This window comes from Thermostichus sp. OS-CIW-32, from assembly GCF_054060415.1.
This window is the reverse complement of the sequence record NZ_JBSSDD010000002.1, coordinates 220,136-238,381: the sequence shown is the minus strand read 5'-3', so window position 1 is coordinate 238,381 and position 18,246 is coordinate 220,136. Positions and strand designations below refer to the sequence as shown.

General features: G+C 58.4%; 17 protein-coding genes. 8 read left to right on the top strand and 9 right to left on the bottom strand.

Annotated elements, in window-relative coordinates; translation table 11 throughout:
- Window positions 1-3: 3 nt before the first annotated feature.
- Both speB and argJ read right to left on the bottom strand, forming a co-directional pair.
- Window positions 4-1,182, bottom strand: a complete 1,179-nt coding sequence (gene speB / locus ACVWY8_RS03710) for an agmatinase (protein ID WP_414329053.1) — start codon at window positions 1,180-1,182, stop codon at window positions 4-6.
- Window positions 1,183-1,197: 15 nt separating this feature from the next.
- Window positions 1,198-2,415 (bottom strand): bifunctional glutamate N-acetyltransferase/amino-acid acetyltransferase ArgJ, encoded by a 1,218-nt coding sequence (gene argJ, locus ACVWY8_RS03705; RefSeq protein ID WP_457393322.1) that lies wholly within the window; start codon window positions 2,413-2,415, stop codon window positions 1,198-1,200.
- Between the two features lie 196 nt (window positions 2,416-2,611).
- Between argJ and ACVWY8_RS03700 the strand changes: the two genes are divergently transcribed.
- On the top strand, window positions 2,612-3,433 hold the full coding sequence (locus ACVWY8_RS03700; RefSeq protein WP_457393020.1) for an ABC transporter ATP-binding protein: 822 nt from the start codon (window positions 2,612-2,614) through the stop codon (window positions 3,431-3,433).
- A 266-nt stretch (window positions 3,434-3,699) separates the two neighbouring features.
- Entirely contained in the window at window positions 3,700-4,497 is a 798-nt protein-coding gene (locus tag ACVWY8_RS03695; protein WP_011434109.1) for an ABC transporter permease, read from the top strand.
- A gap of 265 nt (window positions 4,498-4,762) precedes the next feature.
- Here ACVWY8_RS03695 and ACVWY8_RS03690 read toward each other — a convergent pair whose 3' ends face one another.
- Both ACVWY8_RS03690 and ACVWY8_RS03685 read right to left on the bottom strand, forming a co-directional pair.
- Window positions 4,763-5,776 carry a phosphate ABC transporter substrate-binding protein gene (locus ACVWY8_RS03690; RefSeq protein ID WP_457393023.1) on the bottom strand — a complete coding sequence of 338 codons (1,014 nt, stop codon included), beginning with the start codon at window positions 5,774-5,776 and terminating at the stop codon, window positions 4,763-4,765.
- 103 nt (window positions 5,777-5,879) lie between these two features.
- The gene (locus ACVWY8_RS03685) at window positions 5,880-7,940 is read right to left on the bottom strand and encodes a ribonuclease catalytic domain-containing protein (RefSeq protein ID WP_457393025.1); all 2,061 of its coding nucleotides are present in this window, start codon (window positions 7,938-7,940) and stop codon (window positions 5,880-5,882) included.
- 573 nt (window positions 7,941-8,513) lie between these two features.
- Here ACVWY8_RS03685 and ACVWY8_RS03680 point away from each other — a divergent pair.
- Window positions 8,514-9,152, top strand: coding sequence for a response regulator transcription factor (locus ACVWY8_RS03680; RefSeq protein WP_414329571.1), 639 nt, complete (start codon window positions 8,514-8,516; stop codon window positions 9,150-9,152).
- Between the two features lie 572 nt (window positions 9,153-9,724).
- On the opposite strand, the gene ACVWY8_RS03675 is transcribed toward ACVWY8_RS03680, so the two are convergent.
- Window positions 9,725-10,606 (bottom strand): LysR family transcriptional regulator, encoded by an 882-nt coding sequence (locus ACVWY8_RS03675; protein ID WP_414424260.1) that lies wholly within the window; start codon window positions 10,604-10,606, stop codon window positions 9,725-9,727.
- Between the two features lie 174 nt (window positions 10,607-10,780).
- Here ACVWY8_RS03675 and ACVWY8_RS03670 point away from each other — a divergent pair, with 174 nt between their 5' ends.
- A complete protein-coding gene (locus ACVWY8_RS03670) occupies window positions 10,781-11,245 on the top strand; it encodes a redox protein (protein ID WP_414343843.1) in 465 nt (154 codons plus the stop codon).
- Window positions 11,246-11,274: 29 nt separating this feature from the next.
- On the opposite strand, the gene ACVWY8_RS03665 is transcribed toward ACVWY8_RS03670, so the two are convergent.
- The gene (locus ACVWY8_RS03665) at window positions 11,275-11,451 is read right to left on the bottom strand and encodes a hypothetical protein (protein WP_414357542.1); all 177 of its coding nucleotides are present in this window, start codon (window positions 11,449-11,451) and stop codon (window positions 11,275-11,277) included.
- Window positions 11,452-11,453: 2 nt separating this feature from the next.
- Between ACVWY8_RS03665 and deoC the strand changes: the two genes are divergently transcribed.
- The 3 genes from deoC to rpaB all read left to right on the top strand — a co-directional run bounded on the left by deoC (window position 11,454) and on the right by rpaB (window position 14,207).
- Window positions 11,454-12,149, top strand: coding sequence for a deoxyribose-phosphate aldolase (gene deoC / locus ACVWY8_RS03660; RefSeq protein ID WP_457393028.1), 696 nt, complete (start codon window positions 11,454-11,456; stop codon window positions 12,147-12,149).
- Entirely contained in the window at window positions 12,146-13,003 is an 858-nt protein-coding gene (gene recO, locus ACVWY8_RS03655; protein WP_457393030.1) for a DNA repair protein RecO, read from the top strand. Before deoC ends, recO begins: the two co-directional genes overlap by 4 nt.
- A gap of 463 nt (window positions 13,004-13,466) precedes the next feature.
- Window positions 13,467-14,207 (top strand): response regulator transcription factor RpaB, encoded by a 741-nt coding sequence (gene rpaB / locus ACVWY8_RS03650; protein WP_011434119.1) that lies wholly within the window; start codon window positions 13,467-13,469, stop codon window positions 14,205-14,207.
- Here the strand turns inward: rpaB and ACVWY8_RS03645 are convergent.
- The 3 genes from ACVWY8_RS03645 to ACVWY8_RS03635 form a co-directional block, all read right to left on the bottom strand.
- A complete protein-coding gene (locus ACVWY8_RS03645) occupies window positions 14,180-16,003 on the bottom strand; it encodes a tetratricopeptide repeat protein (protein WP_457393032.1) in 1,824 nt (607 codons plus the stop codon). The two genes, rpaB and ACVWY8_RS03645, sit on opposite strands and share 28 nt — an antisense overlap.
- A gap of 139 nt (window positions 16,004-16,142) precedes the next feature.
- Window positions 16,143-16,343: a DUF2811 domain-containing protein gene (locus tag ACVWY8_RS03640; RefSeq protein WP_041436785.1), complete on the bottom strand. Its 201-nt coding sequence runs from the start codon at window positions 16,341-16,343 to the stop codon at window positions 16,143-16,145.
- A 619-nt stretch (window positions 16,344-16,962) separates the two neighbouring features.
- A complete protein-coding gene (locus ACVWY8_RS03635; protein WP_457396050.1) occupies window positions 16,963-17,631 on the bottom strand; it encodes a RibD family protein in 669 nt (222 codons plus the stop codon).
- A 112-nt stretch (window positions 17,632-17,743) separates the two neighbouring features.
- Here ACVWY8_RS03635 and ACVWY8_RS03630 point away from each other — a divergent pair, with 112 nt between their 5' ends.
- The gene (locus ACVWY8_RS03630; protein WP_414349609.1) at window positions 17,744-18,139 is read left to right on the top strand and encodes a hypothetical protein; all 396 of its coding nucleotides are present in this window, start codon (window positions 17,744-17,746) and stop codon (window positions 18,137-18,139) included.
- The last annotated feature ends 107 nt before the right edge of the window (window positions 18,140-18,246 follow it).

Here is an 18,246-nt window from a genome sequence, read left to right as displayed (position 1 = left end):
CTCTTACCTCCAGTCGCCGGCCATTTCTGGCGTCGCCTCCGGGTGGATGTAGGCGGGCTTCTCTCGGCGCGGCAGTTGCCCAGATACCACCAAATGGGCCAGCGTATCGCAAATAACTCGGGTGGCCATTAGAGCTGTGATATCGCTAATGTCGTAGGGGGGAGAGACTTCCACCACCTCCAGGCCACAGATCGGTGCTTCCCGCACAATGCGCTTGAGCAAGTAGAGCGCTTCCCGCGGCAGCAGCCCACCCGGCTCTGGCCAGCCTGTACCCGGCACAAAGCCGGCATCGATGCAGTCGATATCGAAGCTGATGTACACACAATCGGTGCCGTCTAGGGCTTTTTCGAGGGCGAAATCGGCGGCTGCATCCAAGCCCATTTCGGTGATGTCGGTAACGGTGAGGATGTGGGTGGCCCGCTCCCGGCACACCTTCACCCCTTGCCGTGGCACTTGCCAGCCACCAATGCCCAGTTGCACCAGGTTGTGGGCCGGTGCGTTGCGGATGTTGGTGGCATGAAACCAAGGACAGGTGTGCATGCGCTCATCCAAGTCGGTTTCTTGGGTGTCCACATGGCGGTCGAAGTGGATGATGCCCATCTTCTTGTCCCCCAAGTGGCGACAGATCCCCCGCACCGTGGGAAAGCCAATCGAATGATCCCCGCCCAGGATGACGGGAAAGGCGCCAGACCCGAAAATGTGAGCTACCCCTTTGGAGATTTGGTCGAAGGATTTTTCGTTGTTGGCCGGGATCGTAAAAATATCGCCGACATCGCAGAGGGTGATCTGCTCTCGCAGATCGACGCCAAACTCAAAGTTGTAGGGGGTGTACAGAGCGGAAATGCGCCGGATCCCCTGTGGGCCAAAGCGAGTGCCGGGCCGATAGGTGGTGCCGGAATCGTGGGGTACACCCACCACTGCCACATCGTACTCCCCAACTTTGCGCACATCCTCCAGGTAGGGAGCCTTGAGGAAGGTGTTGATGCCGGCATAATGGGGCAATTCGCCACGGGAAAAGGTGGGGATGGAGCGATCGCCGATGCTGGCTGCTGCCTCGAGGCCAAACTCTAAGCCTCGACTCACCTCTTGTTGCCAACCGGATAGGGAAAGCCTCGCTTCTTTGGCCAAAGCCGCTTGGGCTTCGGTAGAAAAGCCGTTATTTGCGTTCGATTCGGTGGTCATGGTTGGGATCCCCCGTTAGGTGGTGTATTCGGCGTTGATGCGCACGTAATCGTAGCTGAGATCGCAGCCCCAGGCCACGCCCTGGCCGGATCCCTGATGGAGATCCACGGTAAAGGTCACCGGATCCCCTTTCAAGTACTCAGAGGCTGCCTTGCGATCGAAAGCCAGGGGCATTCCCGCCTGCATGAGCAGAAAATCCCCCAGACGGATATCCAACCGGCGGCTGTCGAAGGGGATCCCGGCTCGGCCGGCGGCGGCTGCCACCCGTCCCCAGTTGGGATCGTTGCCAAAAGCTGCCGCCTTCACCAAGGGAGAGCTGGCGATCACACGGGCCATATGCCGGGCTGCCCCATCATCCACAGCCCCACACACCCGAATTTCCAGCAGCTTGGTAGCTCCTTCCCCATCGCGGGCAATGGCCTTAGCCAGATGAATGCAAACTTGGTTGACCATCTCCGCCAAAGTCTGGGCAGCTTCTGTGCCGGCTTGCAGGGGTGGGATCCCACTTTGGCCGTTGGCCAGGGCCAAGAGCATGTCGTTGGTGCTGGTATCCCCATCCACCGTGATTTGGTTAAAGCTGAGGTCAGCAGCTTGCTTGAGGATCTGCTGCCACAGGCGGGGATCCACAGCCGCGTCGCAGGTTAAAAAAGCCAGCATCGTGGCCAAGTTGGGGTGGATCATGCCGGATCCCTTGGCAATGCCCCCGACCCTGACGGTGTACCCGTCGATCTCAGCCTGCAGGGCAACGCTTTTGGTCACCAAGTCGGTGGTGATGATGGCGCGGGCGGCGCTCTCCCCCCCCTCTGGAGAGAGGCTGTCGATAAGGCCAGGCAGGGCTGCTTGGATTTTCGGCATTTCCAGTTGTCGCCCGATGACCCCTGTGGAGGCCGTGAGCACCTGATGGGCCGGGATCCCCAACCGTTCTCCCACCCAGAGGGCCAGTTGGGCGTTGTTGCGCTCTCCTTCTTCTCCGGTACAGGCGTTGGCTTGCCCAGCATTGCAGAGGATGGCCCGCACCGGCTGCTGTTGGGCGAGGATCCCTTGGTTGTAGGTGACACAGGCTGCTTTGACCTGATTGGTGGTGAAAACGCCTGCCCCAACCGCATCGCACTCGGAAACGATCAAAGCCAGATCCGCAGCTCCTGAGGGCTTGAGGCCAGCGGCCACTCCAGCGGCTCGAAATCCTCGCGGGGCTGTAACAGCACCTGCAACCGGTTTAAATGGGGATCCCATGTGTTCCTTGGCCAGAGGGTGGTCGGCAACATCATACCGACTTGCTGCTCCGATTTGGGTCATCGCAAGCTTTCCGTGAGAAACTCTCTGGAAACCGGTTCTGAGGGAAAGAGTTGTAGTTACGCCTACCAAGCAGAGGCGGCAGAGAGGGTTATTTTGAAAGTGTGTGCTTCCTCTGCTCCGGGAATTGCCAGCCATGCCCACCCCTGTCATTACCCTCAACCATGTCAGCAAGGTCTATTCCAATGGCACGGTGGCTTTGCAGGACATGAATATGACCATCCAAGAAGGGCAGTTCGTTAGCTTGGTGGGGCCATCCGGCTGTGGGAAAAGCACAGTGCTACGGTTGGTGGCAGGTCTGGGGCATCTGACCACAGGCTCTATCGAATGGGGGCAAAATCTTGAGAAGGATGCTCCCCAAGGGGAACCCAAGTTGGCCTTTGTGTTTCAGGAACCGGCCCTTATGCCTTGGGCGACGGTGATGGACAATGTGGGGCTACCCTTAAAGTTGGCAGGTGAGCCCAAGCCAAAAGCCGATCGAGATGTCTTGGAAGCTCTGCAACTGGTGGGCCTGCGGGGGTTTGAGCGCAGTTTTCCCCGCGAGCTATCGGGCGGCATGCGCATGCGGGTTTCCATTGCTCGCGCCCTGGTAACCAAGCCGCAGGTGTTGCTGATGGATGAACCCTTCGGAGCTCTGGATGAAATCACCCGCAGCAAGTTGAACAGCGACCTGTTGGAGCTGTGGCAAGAAAAGCGCTGGACGGTGATCTTTGTTACCCACAACATTTACGAGGCCGTCTACCTGTCCAACCGCGTGGTGGTGATGGCGGCTCGCCCAGGGCGGGTGATAGCCGATATTCCCATCGATGCGCCCTATCCCCGCTCGGAAGACTTTCGCACCTCTTCCCTTTACAACAACTACTGCCGTGAAGTGTCGGCCCGTCTGCACGAGGCCATGCACGGCTCAGCTCAGGATCCCCCCTATTTGCGCCCCCTCTCTGCTGGACGTTTGCGCTGATGGGATCCCTGGCTTAGCGGTGTTCTCTCTGTTGCGTAAGTCCCTTGATGCCCCAACCTCACGATATGTTCGACCTGTTTGTCCAGCTTCTCGAGCCATGGCGCCGTTGGCTGGGATCCCTTGTTGGCTTGGGGGAGAGCTGGCCTCTCCATTGGCCAGATTGGTCTCTGCCCAAGCTGACCGGCGCAGTTGGAGAAAAACTCGGATCCCAACCCACGGATGAGGCAGACATACCGAGTGCCGGCTCAGGGGTGCCCGCGAAGGGGTTGAATCTGGGCCGTTGGTTCAACCTGGAAGTGATTGCCCCCGTCCTCGTCGGGATCCTCTTCTTGGTGGGCTGGGAAGTGGCGGTGCGGGTAACGGGAGTGCCCCACTACCTCTTGCCGGGGCCGATTTTGGTGGTGCAAACCCTCATCCGCGACTGGGGAACGCTTTTTCCTTCCCTGTTGATCACTGTGCAAATTACGGTGGTGGCCTTTTTGGCTGCCACAGTGTCGGGGCTTTTGGTCGCGATTGTGTTCACCCAGAGCAAGTGGATTGAGCGCAGCTTTTTCCCCTATGCGGTGATTTTACAGACGATGCCCATTGTCTCCATCGCCCCGCTGATCATCATTTGGCTGCGCAACAACACCTTTGCCGCGATGGTGGTGTGCGCCTGGATTGTGGCTTTTTTCCCGATTCTTTCCAACACCACTCTGGGGCTGAACAGCGTCGATCACAACCTGCTCAACCTGTTCCAACTGTACAAGGCCAACCGCTGGCAAACGTTGATCTACTTGCGGCTACCCAGTGCCATGCCCTATTTCATGGGGGGCCTGCGCATCAGCGGTGGCCTCTCTTTGATTGGGGCGGTGGTGGCGGAGTTTGTCGCTGGTACTGGCGGGCAGCGGGCCGGGATCGCCTACCAGATCTTGATCTCCAGCTTCAACCTGCAGGTGCCCCGCATGTTTGCGGCCTTGATCTTGGTCACCGGCTTGGGGATCCTGATCTTTATTTCCTTAAGTGCTCTATCCGACAGGGTGTTGGGCAAGTGGCATGAGAGCGCTGTGCGCCGAGAGAACTGAAGAACTGAAAAATTGAACTTTGGTGGAAATTAGGGCCCCCTCTCTAACATCTAGGGTCATTTGGATTCAAACTAGGACGCTGCACCCACCCCTAAAACGTTGAACGCACGCGGCCAAAGGCTTTTCTCAATAGCTCAGGCGCCTCACTCTAACCTGAAACGACTAAGTGCCTTGAATAGGAGCAGGTAGAAGACGTCTTCTGGAAAAGCAGAGGAACCGCGCTGCGTTTGCTGTCGGCGGCTATCTCAGTCCTACTTGTGGGTTGCTATCGGAGGGGGATGAACTCGGTGCGGCCAATGATTTGCTGGCCTTGATCCGAGAGCGCGTAGTTGATGAAATCGGCCACCACAGGGCTAGTCCTCTGAGGTGCCACCAAAAACACATTCCGCGCCAAGGGGTAGCTGCCCCTCTGGATGGCCTCACGGGTGGGCATCTGGCCGTCGATGGGCACAATCCGCACCGTTTGCTGGTTTTGCACCTGATCGACAGTGCTGTAGGTGATGCCATCTTCTCCCAAAGCCCGCAGCAGCGGGGTGGTGACATCTTCTGTGGCGGTGGTGAAGTAGGGAGGGTTATCGGGAGCAAAGGGCGACCCCAATAACACCAGCTCTTGGAAAACGCTGTAGGTGCCGCTCTGGGGGGCGCGATTGAGGACCCGAATCCGCCGATCCGGGCCGCCCACCTGGCTCCAATTGGTGATCCGACCCTGGAAGATATCGGCCAATTGCTGCAGCGTCAGTCCTCCTTTGTAGGGGTTGTTCACCCCCACCGCCACCGCCAGGGCATCTTTGGCCACCGGGATCGCCTGTAGACCCGCCTGCACTTCGCTGGCATTGAGGGGGCGGGAGCTAGCGGCCATCTGGATGCGACCTTCCATCAGGGCCTTCAGGCCGGCATTGGATCCATTGGGCTTGCCATCCGGGATCCCATAGGCGAGGGGAATGCCGGGGTTGCGCTGGGTGTAGCCTCCCTTCAGGGCCAAGACGAGCCGGATCATCGTGACGCTGCCATCCATCTGGAGCACTGCTGGGTTGGGCAGAGAAGTATCCAGATTAACGGCGTTGGCGGGCGGATTGGGCGCTTGAGCCTGAGGGGGGTTGGGCGCTGTTGGGGCTTGGGGCTGGGTAGCTGGAATCTGGCTGGGGATAGGAGGCGTGTTCTCTCTATTCAGGAATGAGTCCAACAGGCCGGAACGATAGGCATACCAGCCGCCGCCTCCCAGTATCGCGAACAAAAGAATGTAAACGATTGGAGGTGGGCCGGAAGGTCGTGCAGTCATGGGATCCCCCCTAAAGAAAATTCACGATCCAGACTTTTGAGACTTCCCCCTCTGTTGTATCAGCTATCCACGCAGATTGGGTGAGCAGCAGGTTAAGGTGCATCTATCCGCACATGGCCGCCTCTCGTCCCACCTCGCGCAGCTCGATCACATCCGCACGGGGATCCGCCTGCACAACTTCCAACTCGATCCAAGCCCCCAGAGGAATCTGGCGTTCTAGGCGCACCGGCACCCGAAAGGCAATCTCATCCAGCATGGCCAACACCAAGTTTTCCTGCTCGCGCAGGTAGCCCAAGACCAAGGCCCGCCAAGTTTGCCCCGGTCGCAGCCGCAGGTATTCGATGCTCCAGTAGCGCTTGGATTTCCGCTCCACCTGGTTGGCCTCAGCGGTGCCCGGCTCAATCCCCACCAGCAACTGCTGCACATCCGCCTCCGTCAAGGGCAAGGGATCCCCGCGCAAAAAGGCCTTGATCTGGTAGTGGGCCACCAAGTCCAGGTAGCGCCGAATCGGGGAGGTAACCTGACAGTAGGCCTCAAGCCCCAGCCCTGTATGTCGCCCCGGCTGGGTGGCTACTTCCGCCCGCGATAGACAGCGCATGATGGCAAAAGACCGAACTGGCCCCTGGGGATACCTATCCAGCACTTCGGGAGGAGGTAAGTCGGGAGCCGGCTGCAGACGATAGGGCACCGGGATCCCATTTTGGCTGGCGAAGCGGGCCGCCACGTCGCCGGTGAGCACCATCATTTCCGCCACCATCTGCCGCGCAGGAGTATCCTCGATCACCCGGAGGTGGGGGATCTCGTCGATGACCTTGATATCTTGCTCGGGCAAGCCAATTTGGATTGCCCCTTGAGCCATCCGCCAGGCATAACGCCACTGGGCTGCCCGGGCAATGGCTGTCAGTTGAGCCTCTGCCCCCAACTCCAACATTTCATCGGCATCTTCGTAGGTGAGGCGGTAGGTCACTTTGATCTGGCTGAGGCAAATTTCGAAATCCCGGATCTGGCCGTCGGATCCCAGTAGAATGCCAAAGCTGAGGGCGGGCCGCACCTCTCCCTGCACCAAGCTCATCGGGCCAGTGGACAACTCCGGTGGGAACATCGGGATCACCCGCTCCGGCAAATAGACGCTGGTGCCACGCTTGCGGGCTTCCAAATCGAGGGGATCCCCCCACTGCACCCAACAACTGGGATCGGCAATGTGGATCCAGAGCTTCACCGCGTCATCCGACCAGAACTCGACGCTGAGGGCATCGTCAATGTCGCGGGTGCTGGCATCATCGATGGTGTAGGTGTGGAGGTGGGTGAGATCCTGCCGCAGGTGGGGATCCCAGAAAGAGGGAGGCTGGCTGAGCAGGGCTTGGGTGTATCGCTCCACCGCCTTCGGGAACTGGGTTGGGATCCCGGTGAGGCGCAGGGCCAGGTTCTCGTGGCGGCTCCACAGCCCCAGAGCCACCAAAGCCTCAAAGGCCCCCTGCGGAGTGTCAGGAAACCCCATCAGCTCCAGCAGTTGCGAGGCCCGTTCCCGATCCGACGGGTTGAGATTGGAAGAGAGATCCTCGTGGCTGCGAATGGCTGCTGCTGCTCCCTGCAGGGCCAGGCGCTCCAGCAACTCCAAACGGGCCCGCTCGGCAGGAGTCCAGGGATACCCTTGACCGGGATGAGCCAGAGCCTCCCGCAGGTGGGCCTCAAACTCTGCTTGTTCCTGCTGCCGTTGTTGGGCGACGGCCATTTGATGGAGGATCTCCTTCACCTGAGCCGGAGTGCGGGGTTCGTAGCTTTCCCCCTTTTGCTTGAAGTAGGTGCGATCCTCGCTCAAGAGGCGGTAGGCGGCATAGGTGGAGACCGGGGAATCATCAGAAAACAACAGCCGAGCCATCTCCGCCAAGCTCAGGGGCTGACGCTCCTCCTGCACCAGTTCCCAGGCCAACGCCAAACTTTCGGGATCCAACTTTGCTTGCACCGCCTGCCAAAAGCCGGGAATGTCGGAAGCCGTGAAGCTGGATCCCCCGTTCAAAGCAAAGGTAATCTGGCGAGGGTGAACACTATGAACCTGCCCAGAAGGCACCCCCAGCAGTAGGTTCTTCTTACCCTCAGTGCCCTGAACCACTGCCAACACACGGTCGTTATTGTAACGAAACTCCACCAGTGTGCCCTTTTCCACCCGTTCTCCCCATGTCGGCTGTCGTTAAAGCGCAGGCTTTCTTCCATTCTCCATCAGCTCTGCCCGCCTGCCTACCTGGAAACCCCGGCCAGAAGACATACGGACACTATGAACAGGTAGCAGATGTCAGATACATGGGTACTTAAGCATATAGATATATGACATATAGACATATGAGATACGGGTTCTCAGGTAGATTACGGCTATGTATAGATATATGACATATAGACACATGAGATACGGGTTCTCAGGTAGATTACGGCTATGTATTGGGTACTGCGAGTCTCAAGCAGAGGCCAGCTCTGCCAAGTTCCTGGGATGAGGTTACCAACTGGAGTCCCTAAATTGCGTAGAGATACTGTTGCCAACGTTTCCCAAGTATGTATTTCCACTTCCATGTGTGAGGCTCTAGGGGTAAGGCACAGTTATCACGGACTGCTGCCTGATCTAGCGAACAAGAATCGGGCACTTACGGATTGTTTTCCTGCGGTGAAGATCCTCAAAGCAGGAGGGGTTGTGTTTTTTCCCTAGAGCTTCTTAGCACTCAACTTTTTAGCACTCAAAAGGTGAGCTGTGGACAACCCGAAGCGACTGTTGCTCATCGACGACGATCCGAACTTGATCCTTCTGGCAAAGGATTACTTGGAGTTTCGCGGCTACGAAGTGGTGGCGGCGAGCAACGGTCTGGAGGGGTTGGAAGCGATGCGCCATTTCACACCAGACCTGATCATCTGCGATGTGATGATGCCGGAGATGGATGGCTATACCTTTGTGGAAACCATTCGCTCCAACAGTGCTACAGACTGGATACCTGTGATTTTTCTGTCGGCGCGTGGGCAAACGGCAGACCGGGTGCGCGGCCTGACCACAGGGGCAGATGTTTACATGGTCAAGCCCTTTGAGCCGGAAGAATTGGTGGCGCAGGTGGAGTCTTCTCTCAGACATACCGAGCGCCTGTTACAAGTGCAGAATGTGGGCATTCAGCCGGTCATAAAACTGGATCGGGAAATTGAACTTACGCCAACGGAAACCAAGGTGATCCAGTACGTGGCCAGGGGCCTGTCCAACCGCGAGATTGCCGAAGTTCTTGGGGTGAGCCAGCGCACCGTTGAAAGCCACGTCAGCAACATGCTGGGCAAAACCGGCCTGCACAACCGCACAGAACTGGCCCGCTGGGCGATAGAAAGTGGTTTGGGCAAAAAACCGTTGTAATTCCCGCCACCCCTTTCAACGGCTGGAGAACTCTATCTCCTCGGCGCGATTGGAGATAGGGTAGTGATCGCACTTGAAGGGCAAGGTAACTGGGGTGGGCAAGTCTTTTCAAAAATTGGCGGGGGAGGATCTGCTGGCCTTGCCCCAACGTACATTGGCCGCCGATTTTCACTGCGTTACCCAAAAACTGGGTCTAAAGCCCCGTCCTTCCAGGACAGTTTTTGCCCTGTTGTTGTCATTTTAAACAGGAATGAAACATTTCCGTTGCATTGCTTCCTAGCTCCTTTCTCCCTCTGGGACAGGATCTAAAGGTGATTGTGGAAGCGGCGTGGAACGTTTGGGCGGCAGCGGGGGTGTCTCAATCTAGTTTGAAATGACTATAGACCTGCAATGATATAGACCTGCAATGAAATAAACCCATGCTGGTCAGGGAAGCCAAACTCCTCAACGCCGCTCCAGCGCCATACCAAGCCTTGGATGAGGCCCTGCCCAGTTTGTCCGCAACCAATGCTTGCGTCACTGGATGGATGAGCGTGGTGTCAACAAAGCTGCCTTGTACTCCCGATGCAATGTTAACTTGGCAACTGGGATGGGTTTCCCCGCAAGGCTTCCAGGAAGGCAAATACTGCAGGCGGATGCAGCGCAGAGGCCAGAACGGCAGCCCCGATCACCCGCTCCAGTGGGATCGGCAGCCGGCGGATCTGGATCCCTTCGGGAATGGGAATGGCGGCCAAGCGGGGCAAGATGGCAGCCCCCAGACCCTGTGCCACCATGTTCACAATGGTGGAGTCTTCCTTCACCAGGTAGGCCACCTTGAGGGTTTGGTGAGCGGCTTCCCAGTGGTTCCGCACCGCGGTGGTGCATTCGGCGTAGTTGTAGAGAATGTAGGAAAAACGGGAAAGATCCTCCCAGGTCAGGGTTTCCGGCAGGGGCCCAAAACTCAGCGGAACCAACACAATGAACTCATCGCGGGCAATCTCCCACGTCTGGAGATCCTCACCAGCCCGCGGCAGAGGCAATAGACCAATATCCACCTGGCCCGATCGCAACAGATGTTCGACAGTGGCCGGATCTTCTTCTGTGAGGGTGAGGGTAATCTGCGGAAATTGTTGGCGGAAGCGGGCGATCACCGGTGGCAACAAATGAGTTGCAGCACTGCGAAAAGCGGCAACCCGCACACTTCCCCCCCGCAACCCTTTTTCCAGGTTGGCCTCATAATCCATTTGTTCCCGCAGTTGCAGCATTTTGCGGACATGGCGCAGCAGTCGCTCTCCCACCGGCGTCAGGCGTGCCCCAAAGCGACCGCGCACCAGTAGAGTCACCCCCAATTCTTCCTCTAGGCTGGCAATGGCCCGGCTCACCGCCGACTGGGAAATGTGCAATTGCAGGGCGGCATCGCTGAAATTCCCCCGCTCCACCACAGCCACCAGGGTTTGCAGTTGTGAGATGTTCATGGATCCCATCTATTCGATCTGCGCATAGATGTGATGCTATCTCAGGTTTGAACCCTCCGCCGCACCTGACTAAACTACGACATAACTTCTCCTTCACACTGCGAAACAGCGGGAAACAGTGTGAAAACCTCTTTATCTTCCTGTCGTTGGTCAAGTGTCCCTATGTCGAGATCCATGTTTGCCCTATTGCCTTTCCATCAATTTCGAGATACTCCCGGCGTGCGCTTTTTCGACATCACGGTTGCGCGATCCAACGCCCGCGATTTGGTTTACCACGATGGGCCGGCCATCAGTCCCCCCAATAATCCTCAGGGCTATTGGCAGTTTTATATGCATCCACACCAAGAGGACAACCTACTGGCTCTATGGGGCGGACGGACGTTTTACCTGGTGAATTTTAGCTGGCGGGATCCCTTCCATATTGTGCGCCTGGAAGCCAACCGAGGCATTTTGCGCATTCCTCCCGGCACTTTTCACCGTTCCGTCTCCGATCCAGAGGGATCCATTGTGTTGAACCAGGCGGTGCGCGACGAAAAAGCCATCTTGGAAAAAGAATTTCGCATCTACGACAGCAGCCGTATTCCCCGATTGCTGCAGGTGACCTCGGCGCCCGCCCCTTTGCCCCGCATTTGTGCCTGAGAGCAACCCAATCATCCTCCCCCGTTCCCTTAACCTAGCCGCGAGTCAATCGAGGCTCGCAAGTGGGCAGCAGCATGGGTGAGCTGTGCCTGGGGAATGGAGGGGTCGAGGTGTCGCCCTGCTGAGTTGGCAAGGCTCAGCCCTCTTTGCGGATCCCTGTAGGTGAAAGCTGAGGCTAGAGTAAAGATGGGTGCTGGGGGATCCACCAATGCTCTCTCTGGAGCGCAAGGGCATAGCGGATAGCTCGATCAACTTGGCGGAGTACATCGACCACACGCTGCTGTTGCCGATGGTTACTCCAGAACAGATCGACCAGGGGTGTGAGATCGCCCTGCGCTATGGTTTCCCCACTTTTTGCGTTCCTCCCTGCTATGTGCCGCGGGTGGTGGAGCGGCTGCACGGATCCCCGGTCAAGGTGAGCACGGTGGTGGGGTTTCCCCTGGGCACAACCACTGCAGAGGCCAAGCTTTACGAGGCCCAACTGGCGGTGGAGCAGGGGTGCCGGGAGCTGGATGTCCGCATCAACTTGGCTTGGCTCAAGGCGGGAGAGCTGGATCGCCTCCATGCCGAGATTGCCCAACTGGTGGAAGAAACGGGGGTTTGCGTCAAGGCCATTTTGGAAACGGCTCTGCTGACCGAGGAGGAGAAAAAGCTGGCCGGGGAGATTTGTATCGATGCGGGGGCGGCTTTTCTGATGACTTCCACCGGCTGGATGGGGGGGGCGACGCCGGCAGATGTGCAACTGTTGTGGCAACTCAGCCGCGGCAAAGTGGGGGTGAAAGCGTCGGGCGGCATTCGCACGGTGGCTCAAGCAGAGGCCATGATCCAGGCGGGGGCCAGCCGTATTGGCACCTCTTGGGGGCTGGAGCTGATGCAAGAGCTGAAAGCCAGAGGAACCCCATGAGTGGCCGCACCTACCGGGTTACGGGCATCAACCTGAAAGGGATTCCCCTGGGAGAGTCGGATCGGATTGTTACCATCTTGACTCGCGAGCAAGGGTTGATCCGGGCGGTGGCCAAGGGATCCCGTAAGCAGCCTTCCAAGCTGGGCGGGCGGATGGAGCCTTTTGTCATCAACGATTTGCTGATGGTGCGGGGGCGCTGGTCTGCCCAAGCAGATACCTCCCAGCGTCTACAGCGCATTGTCCAAGCGGAAACCCTGCAGACTTTTCCTCGTCTCAGCCGCAGCTTAGCCCATCTCACAGCAGCGCAGTATTTGGCGGAGGTGGCCTTGCTGTTGGCCTTGCCCGATCAAGCCCAGGAAGAGCTGTTTGTGGTGTTGGTCGAACACTTGGAACGCATCGAGCGGGCTGCTTCGGAACAGGCCGTTCTGCCCTTGCTCACCCATGGGTTGTATCACCTCCTGGCGTTGGCAGGGTTTGCCCCTCAGGTACAAGCCTGCTACTTCTGTCAAGGGGGGTTGGTCGGCAGCGTTTTTTTCAGCCCCCAATGGGGTGGCTTGATCTGTGATCCCTGCCGGGTGGCCCAGCGGCCCAGCCCGATTGCCTGGGTCTCAGCCTCTGCCTTGCGTGCCTTGGGATCCCTGCCCAGCTCCACACTGCCTCTGCCGGAGGATTCCCTGCCTTTGGCTGCTTGGCTGGAGGCAGAACGTCTGTTGCGGCGTGTTTTGGAGCATCATACAGATCGAGAGATCCGTTCCGCCGAGCTATTGGCCAGTTGCTACGCTGTTCCCACCGCAAACGGTCAAGGATCCCCAGCTTTTCCTGAGGGACATCCCGAAAAATGGGCATCGGCCTGAAAAAGTTGTGAAGGTATGTATCAAGTCCGGCCCGATAGCCGCAAAATAGAGCATCGAGGCGGGTTGGCAGCCGATTTTGGATGATAAATTAGGTTATGGAAAGTAACTTCTTACGAAGGCCTCTCAGGTTTGAGCAATGGTTTGGGGGGAGGAGTGCCTTGCACCAGGTACTGGGCAGCATCATCAGGTGGGATTGAAGTTGGAGCTTTTAACAAGATTGAATCGACTGCTGAGAGGGCCTTCTGCTTGGTGCTTGTTTCCCGGAGCTGCATCCCTGGGGTGCGGCTTTGGTTAATTGCAGATGATTGCTTGTGAGTGTTCAATTTCACTCGGTGAGTCTGCCCAACTGAGGAGCAGCCCCTGAGGTTCCTGCATCCGCCCAACTCAAGATAGCGCCCACCTTAGTTCTTTTTCAGATCTCTCTTTTACCGAGTACCGTTAGAAGTTCAGGAGTTGCAGCACCGTGGAAGCACAGCGTAAGGAACGGATTCTGGTGGTCGATGATGAGGCCAGCATTCGACGCATTTTGGAAACCCGTCTGTCCATGATCGGATACGATGTGGTCACAGCTTCGGACGGCGAGGAGGCGCTGGAGGTTTTCCACAAGCAGGATCCCGACCTGGTGGTGCTGGATGTGATGATGCCGAAGCTGGATGGCTATGGGGTCTGCCAGGAGCTGCGCAAAGAATCGGACATCCCCATCATCATGCTGACGGCGCTGGGAGATGTAGCCGACCGTATCACAGGGCTGGAGCTGGGGGCAGACGACTATGTGGTCAAGCCCTTTTCGCCCAAGGAGCTGGAAGCTCGCATTCGGTCGGTGTTGCGCCGGGTGGCGCGGTCGGCCCACGATGGGATCCCCAGTTCTGGGGTGATTCAAGTGGGGGATATTCGCATCGATACCAACAAGCGGCAGGTCTACAAACGGGACGAGCGCATTCGCCTGACGGGGATGGAGTTTAGTCTGCTGGAGTTGTTGGTCAGTCGGTCGGGGGAGCCTTTTTCCCGCTCCGAGATTTTGCAAGAGGTGTGGGGCTATACCCCGGAGCGCCATGTGGATACGCGGGTGGTGGATGTCCACATTTCGCGGCTGCGGGCCAAGCTGGAGGATGACCCCAGCAACCCAGAGCTGATCCTGACGGCCCGAGGCACCGGCTATCTATTTCAGCGCATCGTTCAGGGGGAGGAACAGGCACGGTCTTGAGAGGGGATCCCTTGCAACTTCTCTTCGAGGGCAACCTGGACTCGCCTCAGCACGCCAACCCAGTCTCCCGGTGTGTCTTGTCGAAACAAGCGCATCACCCCGGGGTACCAGGGGCTATCTTCTCGATGGAGCAGCCAGCGCCAATCGGCGGCAAAGGGGAGCAGCACCCATACCGGCTTGCCCATCGCCCCGGCCAAATGAGCAACGGCTGTATCAACGCTGATCACCAGATCCAACTGGGCAACGGCTGCGGCTGTATCGACAAAACTGCGGAAACGGGATCCCAGCTCCAACACTTGGTGCTGCTCCAATAGGGATCCCAGCGGCCTTAGATCTTCCCCCACCTGCAGGCTAACCCACTGGATGGAAGGCACATGCAAGTGCTGGAGCAACAGATTCAGAGGACAACTTTTCAGCCTTTGTACGCGGTTGAGATCAGGGTGGGCACGCCGACCGCTGGCCCACACCAGCCCCACCTTCATCCGCTCCTGGGAAAGCTCCGGCCAGTCTTCCCGCCAGGAGAGGCTCAAAGGGATCTGCGGCCCGCCGGCATGAACGGGATAGACAAGATAGGGGATGCGGGCCGGGATCGTCTCCAGAGTGGTGCCCAACCGCTGTGGCAAGCTGAGCAAAGGCAGATGGCAATCGAAAGAGGGCAAGGGATCCGTTTCCGAGATCACCTGCACCTGGGGAAGGGGGAAGCACCCTATGAACAGCTCCACGAGGGATTCCTGGCAGCGAAGGCAGATTTGCGCTTGGGGATGGGCCTCGGCCAGCAGCGGCAAGTAGCGCACAAACTGAATCGTGTCCCCCAACCCTTGTTCGGCGCAGATCAGCAGGGTCTGGCGGCCCAGAGGGGATCCCGTCCACAGAGGGGAAAGAAAGCGCGCGTAGGTCGCCCCTTGTCGCTGCAGCCGCCATTCGTATTCCCGCCACCCCTCCTCGTAGCGGCCCAGGGTCAGCAAAGCCGTGCCCAGGTTGTAGTGGATCTCCGGCCAGTGGGGGGCCAACTGCAAGCTGCGCCGATAGGCTTCAATGGCCGCTTCCAACCGGTTTTGTTCCTGCAAGATGGTGCCCAGGTTGTTGTGAGGCTGGGCGTCCCTCGGCAACAGCGAGATGGCCCGTTGCAGACAATCGGCGGCCTCCTCCAAGCGATCTTGCAGGTGCAGGCAATGGCCGAGGTTAACGAGAATTCGCCCCTCCTGGGGTGCAAGGGCGAGAGCTTGGCGAAACCAGCTTTCGGCTTCCTCAGCTTGGCCATCGAGCATCAGGGCATTCCCCAAAGCTGCCAAGGCATAGACCTGGGGAGGCTGGGCTGCTGCTGCCTGTTGCAACACCTCAATTGCCTGGGCCAATTTCCCCAGGGTGAGCCAACAACTGCCCAATCGGAAAAGCAATTGCCCATCACCGGGCGCAAAGGCCAGGCCCTGTTCGTAGGCTCGCGCCGCTTCCTCTGGGTTGCCAAGCTGCATCCAGGCATCGCCCAGATCCTGCCAGGCCGGCACCCAATCCCCCCGCAGGTGCAGAGCCAGTTGCAAGGGGGTCAAAGCTTGGCGGGGATCCCCCATCTGCAGATAAAGGGATCCCAGCAACGCCTGAGCAGCGAACAAACGCGGCTGGGTGCGGGTAAGCTGCCGGCAGAGGTGCAGAGCAGCTTTCAGATCCCCCGCCTGTCGGTAGCGTTGAACCCACGCCAGAGCCGCCTGCGAAGAGGATGGGATCTCGGATCCCCGCTCTGGATCCTGTGACTCAGCCGCTTGCCGGTTGTCTTTTCCTCGCCCAAAGCCCCGTGGCACGTCTTTGCCTCTTTTGAGATCCTTTTCACTTCATTAGCCCCCTCCCCCCAGTGTCCAAATGACAGCGGTGGGACAGGATCCCTACCCAGGCTAACAAAAGGTTCCCACTGCCCCGGTTTTCACAGGCCATCCCTGGGGCTCAGTTGCGGCGAAACAGGCTGTCCAAGTAGATGCGCGCCGCCCGCCGGTCGCTCTCCCCGCTTTGGAGCAGGAATAACGAGAGCGCTGCCGTCACCACCCGATCCTGATCCCAGTCGGGATGGCGGGAGAGGTAGTTTTGGAGGGTGTCATGCAGCTCCTCGGGAATTTCACTCAAAATGCTAACGCTGTGAGAACTCATAGTCCAACCACTCACTCGGGGTCAAGAGGGGAGAAAACGGCATCCCGCAAAACCTGCGGCCACAGCCAGAACTTGGGCAGCCCGAACAGAGCGAGCCCGCAACACCAAAACCCAACCTAGGTAGGCTAGGGGCCTCAGCAGGCCTGCAAGAAGAAAAGCAAGCGATATAGGTTCATAGCTTGCCCCTATCCCGGCGGATGGGAGGGAGGGCATTCACAACTGTTCCTAAGCCTGTCGTGGGCCGTAGAACAGATGAAGTCTTTTCTTTCTAAGGAGAGCGCTCGGGAAAATCTCCACACCACTCGCCCTCAGGTGGGGCTATTCTGCCCTCTGCCCTATGGGGGATGTCAATCCCAAGCCAGGGATCCAACAGGACAAAAGCTCTCCATTGGCCTTGATGGGATCGGAAAAAACGGCGCGATCCCGTTACGTTTCTCAGGGTGTAGTCGCCTGAACCTTACCCACCTCCACTTTTCCACAGAAACCCCCGATGCCGCCCCCCGAGGAAAAAGCCCTGTGGAAAACGGCCCGCCCGCCTGTGGAAAGCCTGGGGAAAACCTGTGGATTTCTGGGAAATCTGAATTTGTCCAAAAATTTTTGTGTTTGTGTCGAGCATTTCTCAGGGCCACTCAACTCCGTAGCGCAAAAACAGCTCCTTGGAGCCACGGCGGCATTCCAGCAGCTCCAACTGGGGCGGGGATCCCTGCACTTGCCAACCCTCAATGCTGGCAGGCGCATCGGCATATCCACTCAGCAGCACCGGAGCGAGGGTAACCCACAGCTCATCCAAGGCCCCTGCCTGGAGAAATGCCCCCAAAAGCCGCCCCCCGCCCAACAACCCCACCCGTTCAATGCCCAAGCTGCGCAGGCGCGCCAGCCGTGCCGGCAGATCCCAATCGGCAGCCACCCAGATATCCTCAAAGCCGGTTCGGTTCTGCCAAATTTGGGATCCCTTGGGAGTTGTCCACAGCCAACGGGTGAGGGGCTGGCGAAAAAACGGCAAATCCTCAGGAATATCCCCGCTGTCGGAACAGATGATCGTCAGGGGCTGGGGAGAGAGGCCCTGAGCGGTTCTGCGTTGGATCAACTCGGGATCCCGAATACGCAGACTGGTGCCGTAGGCCCGCAGAGTGGCTGCCCCCATGATCAAAGCCTGTTGCTGGGCAGCTTGGGTTTCCAAATGCCGATAGTCCTCAGGGCTGCTGAAGGAGGGCCTCTGCGCTCGATGGGCTGCGATCTTTCCATCCAAGCTCTGGGCGAAGATGGCTACCAAATGGGGACGATTCAAAGACAAGATTGCTGAGAAAGGGTGGGCAAACCCTACAAATTGACCAGAATAGAGTCAGGCATCGCCGGGGGAACCGTGGCACCGGTCACCAGAGCGCCCACGCGGAACGGATATGCTAGGGACATTTCAATCCTCCACCATCCGGGTTGAAGTCGAGGCCAGTGCATCGACCGTGCAGCGCTGTCTGACAGAGGTGGGATTGTTGCAGCAGTGGATCTGGCCCCAGCAACTGCAGGGATCCCTTCCCGAAAGGCTGGAGCTGGGCAGCACCTTTGCGGCCCAATGGGGCCCCCTCTCGATCATGCACCAGGTGGAAACCCTGCTGCCGGAACGGCTGCGCCTGCTGATGTGGGGAGGAGCCGATGGCTACTGTGACTGGCTGTGGGGGAACGGCTGGGTGCAGTTGCGGGTAGAGGCCGTCTCTCTCCTGCCCTTGGGCTTGGGACAATTGCTGATGCTGCGGCGGCTGCAACAGTTTGCCCAAAGCCAAGAACAGCGCCCCTCTTAGGACTTAAAAAGCGACCTTCCGGCAAAATCCGTGGATCCTCGGCTTGACAAAATGCGTTTCGGTTGCAGCATGCTACTTCTCTAAGGATTTTCCACTACGATAGTTGT

Bases quoted from the DNA above. Each gene is read 5' to 3' on its own strand.
- ACVWY8_RS03640 (WP_041436785.1), bottom strand. From the start codon at position 16,343: ATGAGTTCTCACAGCGTTAGCATTTTGAGTGAAATTCCCGAGGAGCTG.
- ACVWY8_RS03675 (WP_414424260.1), bottom strand. From the start codon at position 10,606: ATGAACATCTCACAACTGCAAACCCTGGTGGCTGTGGTGGAGCGGGGG.
- ACVWY8_RS03690 (WP_457393023.1), bottom strand. From the start codon at position 5,776: ATGACTGCACGACCTTCCGGCCCACCTCCAATCGTTTACATTCTTTTG.
- ACVWY8_RS03700 (WP_457393020.1), top strand. From the start codon at position 2,612: ATGCCCACCCCTGTCATTACCCTCAACCATGTCAGCAAGGTCTATTCC.
- recO (WP_457393030.1), top strand. From the start codon at position 12,146: ATGAGTGGCCGCACCTACCGGGTTACGGGCATCAACCTGAAAGGGATT.
- argJ (WP_457393322.1), bottom strand. From the start codon at position 2,415: ATGGGATCCCCATTTAAACCGGTTGCAGGTGCTGTTACAGCCCCGCGA.
- speB (WP_414329053.1), bottom strand. From the start codon at position 1,182: ATGACCACCGAATCGAACGCAAATAACGGCTTTTCTACCGAAGCCCAA.
- deoC (WP_457393028.1), top strand. From the start codon at position 11,454: ATGCTCTCTCTGGAGCGCAAGGGCATAGCGGATAGCTCGATCAACTTG.
- ACVWY8_RS03670 (WP_414343843.1), top strand. From the start codon at position 10,781: ATGTTTGCCCTATTGCCTTTCCATCAATTTCGAGATACTCCCGGCGTG.
- ACVWY8_RS03630 (WP_414349609.1), top strand. From the start codon at position 17,744: ATGCTAGGGACATTTCAATCCTCCACCATCCGGGTTGAAGTCGAGGCC.